This window comes from Mesorhizobium sp. M1169 (genome assembly GCF_040318345.1).
Classification (GTDB): Bacteria; Pseudomonadota; Alphaproteobacteria; order Rhizobiales; family Rhizobiaceae; genus Mesorhizobium.
Genome location: NZ_JAMYME010000051.1, coordinates 30,129 through 42,099 on the forward strand (window position 1 = coordinate 30,129; position 11,971 = coordinate 42,099).

13 protein-coding genes are annotated in these 11,971 nt (G+C 63.4%); 8 read left to right on the forward strand and 5 right to left on the reverse strand.

From position 1 onward, the window contains the following. Nucleotides 1-195: 195 nt before the first annotated feature. Nucleotides 196-2,745, reverse strand: a complete 2,550-nt coding sequence (locus NKH41_RS30275; protein WP_352935304.1) for an ABC transporter permease — start codon at nucleotides 2,743-2,745, stop codon at nucleotides 196-198. Then, nucleotides 2,745-3,455 (reverse strand): ABC transporter ATP-binding protein, encoded by a 711-nt coding sequence (locus NKH41_RS30280; protein ID WP_352615489.1) that lies wholly within the window; start codon nucleotides 3,453-3,455, stop codon nucleotides 2,745-2,747. Before NKH41_RS30280 ends, NKH41_RS30275 begins: the two co-directional genes overlap by 1 nt. Nucleotides 3,456-3,562: 107 nt before the next feature. Between NKH41_RS30280 and NKH41_RS30285 the strand changes: the two genes are divergently transcribed. From NKH41_RS30285 to NKH41_RS30300, 4 genes are all read left to right on the forward strand, one after another. Then, nucleotides 3,563-4,207 carry an arylesterase gene (locus NKH41_RS30285; RefSeq protein ID WP_352450197.1) on the forward strand — a complete coding sequence of 215 codons (645 nt, stop codon included), beginning with the start codon at nucleotides 3,563-3,565 and terminating at the stop codon, nucleotides 4,205-4,207. 137 nt (nucleotides 4,208-4,344) lie between these two features. Beyond that, a complete protein-coding gene (gene thpR, locus NKH41_RS30290) occupies nucleotides 4,345-4,941 on the forward strand; it encodes an RNA 2',3'-cyclic phosphodiesterase (RefSeq protein WP_352470831.1) in 597 nt (198 codons plus the stop codon). Nucleotides 4,942-4,947: 6 nt separating this feature from the next. Next, nucleotides 4,948-5,244, forward strand: a complete 297-nt coding sequence (locus tag NKH41_RS30295; protein WP_352470832.1) for a 4a-hydroxytetrahydrobiopterin dehydratase — start codon at nucleotides 4,948-4,950, stop codon at nucleotides 5,242-5,244. 92 nt (nucleotides 5,245-5,336) lie between these two features. Beyond that, complete coding sequence (locus NKH41_RS30300) at nucleotides 5,337-5,699, forward strand: YkvA family protein (RefSeq protein ID WP_352540811.1); 363 nt, start codon at nucleotides 5,337-5,339, stop codon at nucleotides 5,697-5,699. 44 nt (nucleotides 5,700-5,743) lie between these two features. Here the strand turns inward: NKH41_RS30300 and NKH41_RS30305 are convergent, their stop codons facing one another. Next, on the reverse strand, nucleotides 5,744-6,352 hold the full coding sequence (locus NKH41_RS30305; RefSeq protein ID WP_352767344.1) for a methyltransferase family protein: 609 nt from the start codon (nucleotides 6,350-6,352) through the stop codon (nucleotides 5,744-5,746). Nucleotides 6,353-6,712: 360 nt separating this feature from the next. On the opposite strand from NKH41_RS30305, the gene NKH41_RS30310 reads away from it, so the two are divergent. The 3 genes from NKH41_RS30310 (at nucleotide 6,713) to NKH41_RS30320 (ending at nucleotide 9,195) form a co-directional block, all read left to right on the forward strand. Continuing rightward, nucleotides 6,713-7,219, forward strand: a complete 507-nt coding sequence (locus tag NKH41_RS30310; protein ID WP_023721899.1) for an invasion associated locus B family protein — start codon at nucleotides 6,713-6,715, stop codon at nucleotides 7,217-7,219. Between the two features lie 267 nt (nucleotides 7,220-7,486). Then, nucleotides 7,487-8,719 (forward strand): dual-specificity RNA methyltransferase RlmN, encoded by a 1,233-nt coding sequence (gene rlmN / locus NKH41_RS30315; protein ID WP_352767342.1) that lies wholly within the window; start codon nucleotides 7,487-7,489, stop codon nucleotides 8,717-8,719. Then, nucleotides 8,716-9,195: a hypothetical protein gene (locus tag NKH41_RS30320; protein WP_352767341.1), complete on the forward strand. Its 480-nt coding sequence runs from the start codon at nucleotides 8,716-8,718 to the stop codon at nucleotides 9,193-9,195. The genes rlmN and NKH41_RS30320 overlap by 4 nt, the downstream gene beginning before the upstream one ends. Here the strand turns inward: NKH41_RS30320 and NKH41_RS30325 are convergent. Then, nucleotides 9,167-9,808: a LysE family translocator gene (locus NKH41_RS30325; protein WP_352767339.1), complete on the reverse strand. Its 642-nt coding sequence runs from the start codon at nucleotides 9,806-9,808 to the stop codon at nucleotides 9,167-9,169. The two genes, NKH41_RS30320 and NKH41_RS30325, sit on opposite strands and share 29 nt — an antisense overlap. Nucleotides 9,809-9,976: 168 nt before the next feature. Here NKH41_RS30325 and NKH41_RS30330 point away from each other — a divergent pair, with 168 nt between their 5' ends. Continuing rightward, nucleotides 9,977-11,200, forward strand: coding sequence for an argininosuccinate synthase (locus tag NKH41_RS30330; RefSeq protein ID WP_352767338.1), 1,224 nt, complete (start codon nucleotides 9,977-9,979; stop codon nucleotides 11,198-11,200). A 270-nt stretch (nucleotides 11,201-11,470) separates the two neighbouring features. Here the strand turns inward: NKH41_RS30330 and NKH41_RS30335 are convergent, their stop codons facing one another. Continuing rightward, nucleotides 11,471-11,599, reverse strand: coding sequence for a hypothetical protein (locus NKH41_RS30335; protein ID WP_352767336.1), 129 nt, complete (start codon nucleotides 11,597-11,599; stop codon nucleotides 11,471-11,473). Nucleotides 11,600-11,971: the final 372 nt, after the last annotated feature.

An 11,971-nucleotide genomic window follows, 5' to 3' on the forward strand; every position in this document is an offset into this window, starting at 1 on the left:
CCGTCCGGTGTCAGGTCCTTTTGAACCCAGGCGCCGCTGGCGGGGCTCCAGCATGCCTGCGCCGAAATATGATGGTTCTTGGCGTAAAGGACAAGACCGTAACCAAGCGTAATGCTCCGTGAAGTGCCGGAGATACGGTTTTATTGGCCTTCCCGCCCGGAACATTACCGAGATTTAATCGAAACCGGCTCTGGCTCAAAGATTCCGCAGCACCGGCGCCGCCTTGTGGCCCAGCACCCGCCACGTGCCGGCAAGGCCGATGCCGACCGTGACCACCAGCGAAAAGCCGATGGTCGCCACCGCCACCTCGGGCATGAAGTGCGATGGCAGCGTCATGATGCGCGCGACGACGAACCATGCCGCCACAGCGCCCGCCGCCAGCGCGAAGATCGCGGTAGCAAGGCCGATCAGCATGTATTCCAGCGAAAACGCGGCGATCAGCGTTTTTCTGGTCGCACCCAGGGTCTTCAGCACCACCGCGTCGTGAATGCGAGCCCGGTTGCCGGCGGCGAGCGCCCCGGCCAGCACCAGCACCGAGGCGATCAACGCCACCCCCGCTGCTGCCCTGATTGCTGTGCCGAGCTGCGCCACCAGCCGGTTGACGATTTCGAGCGCGTCCTTGACCCTGACCGTCGTCACCGCGGGAAAGGCACGCGTGACGGCGTTGAGAAGATGCACATCGTCGGCTGCCGACGCATTCGTCTCGGTCAGCGTCGCCAACCAGCCATGCGGCGCACCGGCGAACGTGTTGGGCGAGAACACCATGACGAAATTGATGCCTATGGTTTCCCATTCGACCTGGCGGAAATTGGCGATCTTGGCCGTGATGTTGCGGCCGAGCACGTTGACGGTGATGGTGTCGCCGAGCTTCAGCCCGATCTCTTTGCCTTCCTCGGCGGAAAACGAGACCAGCGGCTCGCCGGCATAGTTCTCCGGCCACCAGCTGCCCTCGGTCAGCGTCGCATTCTCCGGCAGCTTTGCGTCATAGGTCAGGCCACGGTCGCCGCGCAGTACCCAGGCGCCTTCGGCCGGAACCTTGACCTTGTCGACATTGACGCCGTTGAGCGCCATCACCCGGCCGCGCAACATCGGCACCTTGATCAGCCTGCCTTGCGGTGCCTCTTTGCCGACCAGCGCGGAGAAGGCATCGACGTCACTGCTCTGGATATCGACGAAGAAGAAGTTCGGTGCCCTTTCCGGCAGGCTGCCCGAGATCTGCCGCCTGAGATTGCCGTCGATCAACGCCAGCGTCACCAGCAGCGTCAGCCCGAGTCCCAACGACAGCACCACGGACGGCGTCAAGGCGCCAGGCCGATGGATGTTGCCGATGGCGAGCCTGAGCGCGGTCGAGCGCACGCGCGGGCTTTTCTTCGCCGCCCACTGCACCAGCGAGCCGACCACACGCAGCACCAGGAACGAAAAGATCGTGGCGCCAACGAAGATCGAGGCAATACGGCGGTCGCCGGAAAACAGGATCGCCAGTACCGCGAGCAACAGCGCGATGCCCAATGCCGCGGCGATATAGAGCGGGCGGGGAAAACCGCGGCCCTCGAAACCCATTTCGCGAAACAGCGCCGTTGCCGGCACGTCGCGGGCGCGGCCGAGCGGCAGCAAGGCGAAAGCCAGCGTCACCAGCAGCCCGAACAGCGCTGCCATGCCGAGGGCGCCGGGATAGAACCCACCTTCCGCCGGCACTGGAATGACCGATTGGAGTGCGGCGCTGGCCGCGAACGGCATCAGCGCGCCAAGCACAAGGCCTAGCGTGATGCCGAGGGCGGCGATCATCAGGATCTGCACCAGATAGACGGCAAAGACGAAGCCGCCCGAAGCCCCCAGGCTCTTGAAGGTGGCGATGACGCCGCGCTTGCCGTCGAGATAGGCACGCACCGCATTGGCCACGCCGACGCCGCCGACCACCAGCGCCGTCAACCCAACCAGAGTCAGGAATTGCGAAAACCGTTCGATATTCGAGGACAGCGCCGGTGCTGCGTTGCTGCGGGTGCGGATCGACCAGCCGGCCTGCGGGAACTGGTTTGCCGCCTGCTCCTGGATCGCCTTGATCAGTGCCTCAGTGGTGCCGCCAGGCAGGCGGACCTTATAGGCGTTCTCGACCAGGCTGCCCGGCTGGATCAGGCCGGAAGCGGCAAGCCCGTCGGTCGACACCATCAGCCGCGGCGCAAAACCGAAGCCATCCGACACTGCATCCGGCTCGTTGACCAGCCTGGCACGCAGCTCGAACGTCGCGCTGCCGAGCTTCAGCCGGTCACCGATGCCAAGGTTCAGCCGCTCGAACAAGAGGTCCGGCGCGGCGGCGCCGAAGACCCCGGATTTTTCGCCGAACAGATCTTCTCGCGACAGCACCGGCTCGGTCTCCAGCGCGCCGTAGAGCGGATAGGCGCCGTCGACCGCCTTGGCCTCGACCAGCGCCTGGTCGGAGCCGTCCTCGAGCCTCGCCATCGAGCGCATATTGGCACTGTGCGAAACCGTGCCAAGCCGGTCGAGGAAGCTGCGTTCGGCTCTGGTCGGATCGCGTTGGTTGAGCTGGAAGCGGAGATCACCGCCGAGCAGCGTCTGGCCCTGGTCGGCAACACCGGCGGAAATAGCCTGCGCCACCGAATTGACGCCGCCGATCGCAGCGACGCCGAGCGCGATGCAGGCAAGGAAGATCAGGAAGCCGGACAGCCCGCCACGCATTTCTCGCAGCGAAAACCGAAAGGCGAGCCTCAGCGTGCGCGCCAGCGGCATCATGCGGTCATCCTGCCAGCCCTGGTGGCCGGCTTAGGCGCGTCTTCGATCAGCCCCGACCGCATCGACACCTGGCGCGAGCAGCGCGCCGCGAGTACCGGGTCATGCGTGACCAGCACCAGCGTCATGCCGCGTTCGGCCGCCTTGGCAAACAGCAGGTCGGCGACGTGCCGCCCCGTCGCCTGGTCGAGATTGCCGGTCGGCTCGTCGGCGATCAGGATGCGTGGCGACGGTGCCAGCGCCCGGGCGATCGCCACGCGCTGCTGCTCGCCGCCAGACAATTCGCCGGGGTAATGGGTGACGCGATCGCTCAAGCCCACCGCCGCCAGCTCGCGTGCCGCCACGCCGAATGGATCGACATGGCCGGCAAGCTCCAGCGGGACCGCAACGTTTTCCAGCGCCGTCATATTGGGGATGAGATGGAAAGACTGGAACACGATGCCGATGTTTCGTCCCCGAAACGATGCGATCTGATCTTCGCTTTTGCCGTTGAGCAGCTCGCCGGCAATTCGGACCGTGCCCGAATCGACCCTTTCAAGCCCGGCCAAAACCATCAGCAATGTCGACTTTCCCGAACCTGAAGGTCCAACGATGCCTGTCGCTTCGCCGCCCGCCACATCGAGGCTGACGCCCTTCAGCACATGGACCGAGGATGCACCTTCGCCGAGCGTCAGCGATACGTCTTTCAGCGAAATGACGGCTTCTTCCAAAATCAAATCGTCCTATATGGGGGATGAAGGCTAGTGCATCCGATGCTCGACAAAGACGAAAACCTGCCTTCGCCAACAGATGTTCCTGGTCATATGGGGCCTGCCGCATGGCTTTCAAACACACCTTTGCCGCAGCGTTCGCCCTTTTCCTCGCCATTTGCGGCGCCATTTCGTCGGCGCGTGCCGAACCATTCACCATTGTCGGTTTCGGCGACAGCCTGATGGCGGGTTATGGCCTCGGGCCAGGTCAGGGCTTCACCGAGAAGCTGCAGGCGGCGCTGCGCGCCAAGGGCTACGATGTCACGGTCGCCAACGCCGGCGTCTCCGGCGATACGACGAGCGGCGGCCTGTCGCGGCTCGACTGGTCGGTGCCGGACGGCACGCAACTCGTCATCCTGGAGCTCGGCGCCAACGACATGCTGCGCGGCGTTTCGCCCGCCATAGCGGAAAAGAACCTGGACGCCATGCTGGCAAAACTGAAGCAGCGCAAGATCGCCGTTTTGCTGGCCGGAATGCGCGCGGCGCCCAATCTCGGCGCCGACTACCAGAACGCCTTCGACGCGACCTTTCCGCGACTGGCTGAAAAATATGGCGTGCCGCTCTATCCTTTCTTTCTCGAGGGCATCGCCGGTCAATCCGTCCTGCAACTCGAGGACGGCCTTCATCCGAACGCCCGAGGCGTCGACCGTATCGTCGAGGGTATCCTGCCCAGTGTGGAGAAGACCATTGAAGCGGTCCGGGGCAATTCCTGAAGGCGAGGGTTCGCCGTCGCAACACCTTCCGCAAGGGAAGCTTTTAGGCAGGCCTGCGACCAACAAACCCCTTGCCCCGTTTGAATATCGATGATTCGCTAGGGGCAAGAGTTCGATTCGAGGACAGGAGGCTTCCCATGCCGCGTCTTTTTACCGCCCTCGAGATACCGCGTGATGCCGCTCTTTCGCTGTCCCTGCTCAGGGGCGGCCTGCCGGGAGCCCGCTGGATCGACGTCGAAAACTATCATCTGACGCTGCGCTTCATCGGCGATGTCGAGGGCCATGTCGCCGACGACATCGCCAATGCGCTTGACCGTGTTCACCGCCCGTCCTTCCCGCTGACGCTGTCCGGCGTCGGCGCCTTCGGCCAGAAGAAGCCGCATGCGGTGTGGGCCGGGGTCGCCGCTTCGCCCGATCTTTCCGCATTGCAGGCCGAGATCGAGCGCATCTGCCAGCGGCTCGGCATTCCGGCCGACCCGCGCAAGTTCATGCCGCATGTGACGCTGGCCCGCCTGCGCAATTCGAGCCCGCTCGACGTCGCCCAGTACCTGTCGGCACGCGGCAATTTTTCGACGCTGCCGTTCCGGGTCGGCCGCTTCGTGCTGATGTCGTCGCGCGATTCGGTCGGCGGCGGCCCTTACGTCGTCGAGGAGGCCTGGCCGCTTTCAGGTGCTGACAACCGCGTCGCCAGCCGTTTGGTCGGCGGCGCCGACGCTTCGCGGATCATGCGGTAGACGGACATGGCCAGGGAGAAACTAGCAAAAGAAGCGATCCGCGCCGAACTTGCCGGCCTCGACGGCTGGTCGCTGGCCAAGGATGGCGGCTCGATCACCCGCACCTTCACCTTCAAGAATTTCTCCGAAGCCTTTGCCTTCATGGCCCGCGTCGCCCTGGCCGCGGAGAAGATGGACCACCATCCCGACTGGTCGAACGTCTATAAGACGGTAAACGTGACGCTCAGCACGCACGACGCCGGCGGCCTGACCGCGCTGGATTTCGATCTGGCCAGGAAAATGAACCGCTATTTCGGCGGCTGAGCCTGTCTGCACCTTGCAGCGAGGTTCGGCTTTCACCACATTTTGCCTCGCGGTCACGCGTGAAGCCACGCGACGGCCGCAAGGAGAGGTTGATGGCGCAAAAATCCGGTTTTGATTTCTTCGGCCTCGGCAGCAAGCCGGGCAACGAGAGCGAAGTGCGCGAAAAGTTCTGGCGTACGGCGAAGAAGGCCGCCCGGCATATCCCGTTTATGGAAGAGGTGGTCGCCGCCTATTACTGTGCCATGGACAAGAAGACGCCGCTTCGCGCCAAGGGCACCTTGATTGCTGCGCTCGGCTATTTCGTGCTGCCGACGGACGTCATCCCCGATTTCATCCTTGGGCTAGGCTTCACCGACGACATCGCCGTGCTGACCGCCGCGATTACCGCCGTCAGCGCCCACATCACGCCGGCGCACCGGCTCGCCGCCAGGCAGGCCATCGCCGGCAAGAGCTGAGCCGGTGCGGCGCAAAAATCGCGTGAGAACCGACTTTCCGGCCGTCAAATCCACCGCCGCACCCGCGCCTTGTAGGCGCGATAGACATCTCCGAACTTCCGCTCGAGGTAGCGCTCTTCCGGCGCGATGACGCCGGTATTGATCACCCACAGCAGGGGGATGACGAGCGCGATAGCCCAAAGACTTCCGGCCGCGACGCCGAGGCCCAAATAGACGAGGGTCGTCCCCAGATAGAACGGGTTCCTGGTCCGACGATAGATACCGTCGACGACCAGCGCCGTCGTTGGCAAGGTCGGTGGTATGTTGGTTCCAGCGGCCTGAAAGCGGTCCGCTGCCATAAAGATGAACACGAAGCCGCACACCGCGAGCACGGCGCCGGTCAGATAGCGGGCGAGCGCCTGCCCGGCCATGATCGGGAGCGGAACGAGCACCTCGAGCACGGTTGCCGCCACCAGGAAACCGAGAAAGATCAAAGGCGGCAGCGCAATGACCCCGGCCACGTCGGGCGCGCCCGATCCGCCCGCCGTCTCCCCGGCATCCGACCGGCGCACCGCGCCACCGGCCGCCCGCCGCATGGCGACACGAATGCCGAACACAATCGCCAGGACGGCTGTGCCGCCCGCCAGGATCAGAACTGTCTCGGAAATGACCATGGCCAAATCTCCCGCAAGCCGACAGGGAGGGCACCCTGGCCGAGCGCCGTGGCGGCGAACGCAGACATGGTACCGCCTGCAGGGAAATTCGTCACGTACCTTAGAAAAGCGGAATCGCCGCAAGACCTAGCTGCTTGAAAAGTCAAACTCTTGCCGTTTTCGTGGCCTCCAAGTCGCGGCAGGGACATTGCGCCAGCCGCTTTTTCGAGCGGCAGCGCGAAGACGGCGGCGGTTTCCTGGCGTGAACATCCTTTTCTAAGGGGAAATTCACCGTTTGGTAACCCAGATTAAATCAAAATGAAGCGACGGGCAGGACGCCGAGCCGGCCTGCCGCCGCACCAGTGGAATACGGGAAAAGCGATGCGCGGATTGATTGCTATAGTTTCCAGCCTGGCCCTGGTGGCCTTGACGGCGCCCGCGCTGGCGCAGTCGGCAACCAAGATCGGCCAGCATAATGCCTGGGGCACCTACAGTTATCAGGCGTCGGGCGGCGGCAAGGTCTGCTATGTCCTGACGGTGCCAACCGACAAGCAGCCGCCGACGCTCGATCACGGCGACATGTTCTTCTTCGTCAGCCAGCGGCCGGGGCAGCAAGTGTCCTACGAGCCGCAATTCATCGCCGGCTATACCTTCCAGGAAGGTTCCAAGGCCACCGTCACCATCGACAAGAAGTCTTTTTCGATGTTCACGCGCGGCAAGTCGGCCTGGGTCGAGAACGCCGCCGAGGAGCCGGTGCTGATCGCCGCGATGAAGACCGGCACCGACATGAAGGTGTCGGCTAAGTCCGGCCGCGGCAACACCACCACCTACGTCTTCTCGCTGAAGGGCATCTCGGCGGCGCTGGCCTCGATCGCCAAGTGCAAGTAGGCGGTTAGGCGCGGTCTTCCCTTCTCCCCTTGTGGGAGAAGGTGGATCGGCGCGCAGCGCCGAGACGGAAGAGGGGTGTTGGACGGAACGCCGTCGGCGCCAAGCTGGAACACCCCTCATCCGACCGAGCTTCGCTCGGCCACCTTCTCCCACAAGGGGAGAAGGAAGAACCCCGGCATGACTCCGCCGCTAACCTGTGCTATGCGCCGCGCTTCATTTCGGGCACGATGCTGTATTCGGCCGCAAATCGCTTATATTGGCGCAACAATGACCCTTTCATTCGATCTTACCGCCGAAGGCGCGCGTGACGCGTTGCGCACCCGCACGACGCCTGAAAAACCGTCGCTGATCGGCTTGACGCGCGCCGAACTCGGGGCCGCCCTCGTCGCCGCCGGCATCGTGCCGGAGCGCCAGGCGAAAATGCGCGCCCAACAGCTCTGGCATTGGATCTATGTGCGCGGCGTTTCCGACTTCGCCGGCATGTTCAACATCTCCAAGGATCTGCGCGCCGCGCTCGACAGGCATTTCACCGTCGCCAGGCCCGAGATCGTCGAGGAGCAGATTTCCTCCGACGGAACCCGCAAATGGCTGTTCCGCTTTCCGCCGCGCGGCGCCGGCCGGCCGGTCGAGATCGAGACCGTCTACATTCCCGAAGAAGGCCGCGGCACGCTCTGCATCTCTTCGCAAGTCGGCTGCACCCTGACCTGCTCCTTCTGCCACACCGGCACGCAGAAACTGGTGCGCAACCTGACCGCCGAGGAAATCCTCGCCCAGCTCTTGACCGCCCGGGACCGGCTTGGCGATTTCCCCGACCGCGACACGCCCGACGGCGCCATCGTGCCGGCCGAGGGGCGGAAAGTGTCCAACGTCGTCATGATGGGCATGGGCGAGCCGCTCTACAATTTCGAGGCGGTGAAGAAGGCCCTGCTTATCGCATCCGACGGCGACGGGCTTTCCCTGTCGAAGAGGCGCATCACGCTCTCGACCTCAGGCGTGGTGCCCGAGATCTTCCGCACCGGTGAGGAGATCGGCGTCATGCTGGCGATCTCGCTGCACGCCACCAACGACGATCTGCGCGACCTTTTGGTGCCTATCAACAAGAAGTATCCGCTGAACGAACTGATCGCTGCCTGCCGTGCCTATCCCGGCCTGTCCAACGCCAAGCGGATCACCTTCGAATATGTCATGCTGAAGGACGTCAACGATTCGATCGAGGACGCCAAGGCGCTGGTCAAGCTGCTCAAGGGCATCCCGGCCAAGATCAATCTGATCCCGTTCAATCCGTGGCCGGGCACCAACTACCAGTGCTCGGACTGGGAGACGATCGAGAAATTCGCCGACTACATCAACAATGCCGGCTATGCCTCGCCGATCCGCACGCCCCGCGGCCGCGACATCCTCGCCGCCTGCGGCCAGCTCAAGTCGGACTCCGAGCGCATGCGCAAGGTCGACCGGCTGGCGCTGGAAGCGATGATGATCGCGGGGCATGGCGAGGCGTGAACCGCCTCGTCGCCTATCTGATCCGCTTCGCCGTCATCCTTGTCGGCTACGGCGTTGCTTCGCTGGCGGCAAGCGCCTTCCTTAACGTCATGTTCCTGGCGTCTCTTGGGCTGATGACGGACGAGACGCAACCGGCGGCGCAGGCCTCGCTGTGGTTTTCAATCCCCTTCGTCGGGCTGTTCGTCGCCTATTTCGCTTTCATGCCGGCCGTCATCGCCATCCTCGCCTCCGAGATCCTTGGCCGACGTGACTGGCTGTTCTATGCGCTGGCGGGTGCTGTGGTGGCAGCGGTCTTCCTTGGCTTCGTCCACCAGACGGCCGATGCCAATTTCGAGGTTACCAATACCAGCGTCATGCTGGCGGTGATCGGCTGCGGCATGGTCGGCGGTATTTTCTACTGGCTGAGCGCCGGCCGCTCGGCCGGAAGCTGGCGTCAGATCGGACGCCCTATTTCGCCTGGGCCGTCAGGATCTTGAGCGCGAAGGCCGAAAAAACTCCGGCAAAGAGATAGTCGACGACGCGGGTCACGCGCGGGCTGGATTTCATCGCGGCCGAGAATTTTTCCGCCGCCAGCACCATCGGCGCCGTCACCGGGATCGCCAGCACGACGAACATCGCGCCGAGGAAGAACAGCTTTCCCGGCGCGTTGGGGTCATGCACGGAGACGAATTGCGGCAGGAAGGTCATGAAGAACAGGATGATCTTCGGGTTGAGCAGATTCACCCCGAGCCCCGCGAGCCAGCTGCGAACCAGTGAAATCTTCGGCCCGCTCTTCTTCTCCGGTGAAAACGCCGACCCTTTTGTGATCGCCTGCCATGCCAGGAAGGCCAGATAGCCGGCGCCGAAAATCTTCAGCACGAAGAACGCCATCGGCGAGGCGACGATCAGCGCCGAGACGCCGACCACCACCAGCGTGGTGTGGATCAGCGTGCCGCACAAGGCGCCGGCCATCGAGGCAAAGCCGGTGGCACGGCCCTGGCTCAGCGTGCGCGAGACGAACAGCGTCATGTCAGGCCCGGGCGTGATCGCCAGGATGAAGGTGGCGATGGAGAACTGGATAAGCGTCGTACTGTCGGGGATGAAGGACATGGCTCGTCTCGTAGCGGCAAAAGACGGCGCAGCCATAGCGCAAGAGCCGTGTGCTCGCCAGCCTCTTGGAGATGAAGCATCTGGTCCAGGCATCATTCGTCCCTTGCGCTGGCCTAAAACGCCGTGATACCTCGCCCGCGAAGAACCCCTGTCGCGGAACTGCCCACCATGTCGAAAGCAAAAGCCGTCAAGAAAGTCGTGCTCGCCTATTCCGGCGGCCTTGATACCTCGATCATCCTGAAATGGCTGCAGACCGAACTCGGCGCCGAGGTCGTCACCTTCACCGCCGATCTCGGCCAGGGTGGCGAACTGGAGCCGGCCAGGCGCAAGGCCGAGATGATGGGCATCAAGGACATCCGCATCGTCGATGTCCGCGAGGAGTTCGTATCCGATTTCGTCTTTCCGATGTTCCGCGCCAACGCCGTCTATGAAGGCACCTATCTGCTCGGCACCTCGATCGCCCGGCCGCTGATTTCGAAACATCTTGTCGAGATCGCAAAAGAGACCGGCGCCGATGCCATCGCCCATGGCGCCACCGGCAAGGGCAACGATCAGGTGCGTTTCGAGCTTTCCGCCTATGCGCTGAACCCCGACATCAAGGTCATCGCGCCCTGGCGCGACTGGTCGTTCAAGTCGCGCACCGATCTCATCAATTTCGCCGAGCAGCACCAGATCCCGGTGCCGAAGGACAAGAAGGGCGATGCGCCGTTTTCCGTCGACGCTAACCTGCTGCACTCCTCCTCCGAGGGCAAGGTGCTGGAGGACCCGTGGAGCGAGCCGCCGGAATTCGTCCACCAGCGCACCATCTCGCCGATGGATGCGCCGGATGAGGTCACCGAGATCGAGATCGAATTCCTCAAGGGCGACCCGGTTGCGCTCAACGGCAAGAAGCTGTCGCCGGCAACGATGCTGGCGGCGCTGAACGATCTCGGCCGCGACAACGGCATCGGCAGGCTCGACCTGGTCGAGAACCGTTTCGTCGGCATGAAATCGCGCGGCGTTTACGAGACCCCCGGCGGCACCATCCTGATCGCCGCCCATCGGGCGATCGAATCGATCACGCTCGACCGCGGTGCGGCCCACCTCAAGGACGAGTTCATGCCGCGCTATGCCGAGCTGATCTACAACGGCTTCTGGTTCGCGCCCGAGCGCCTGATGCTGCAGGCAATGATCGACAAGAGCCAGGAAGACGTCGAAGGCACCGTGCGGCTGAAGCTCTACAAGGGCAACGTGATTGTCACCGGCCGCAAGTCGAGGAAGACGCTCTATTCCGACGCGCTGGTCACCTTCGAGGACGACCGCGGCGCCTACGACCAGAAGGATGCCGAAGGCTTCATCCGCCTCAATGCGCTCAGGCTGCGGACGCTGGCGGCGCGTAACCGTAGAAAATAGCCAGTTTCTCTGCACAGTGATTTTGACGGGTTGGAAGCGGCAGCAACCGTCGATAGTTCTGTCAGCGGCCAATTTCACCTGCAAATCGCAACCTCGGAGATTTGCTGAGACACCCCTCGACTTCGTCATCCCAGGGCGGAGCAAGGAGCAAGGCGACGCGGCGCAGACCCTGGGATCCATGCCGTTCCCTAGCGGCAGTGCTCCTGCGGACCGGAGTCTACCACCCCGTTCCGCGAAAAAGCTCGAACCACTCCGGGTTGGTCTTCTCGATCAGCTCGTACCGCGCTTCTGGCTCGCGGTCATGGTGGCATGGCCGGTGACGGTTGAAGGGTAGCCGGCGCTGGTGCGGACGCAAGTGCCGTTCTGAACCGCTGCCTTCTTCGGCTGACGTAACGGCATGGATCCTCGGGTCTCCGCAACGTCGCTTCGCTCCTGCTCCGCCCGAGGATGACGAAGATGTGGTGGCTTATCGCTAATCGCAAACCTTGGCGATTGGCAGCCCGATCGGCAGGCTCCCGTCCACAGCCCTTTCAGGCTCTGTCAAAGAACCAAAACCTCTGTGCAGAGGAACTAGTACTGTTGCAGCGTAATTTTGCCGGCAAACGGCAACCTTGAGATTGGCCGAAGCCTCCCTCGCTTCGTCATCCCAGGGCGGAGCAGGAGCGAAGCGACGCGGCGCAGACCCCAGGATCCATATGTGGACGGCGCCCTGCCTGCAACGGTTGTTTTGCGTCGTTTTCGATCGCTTGCGTCCATATGTCCGGCCTTTGA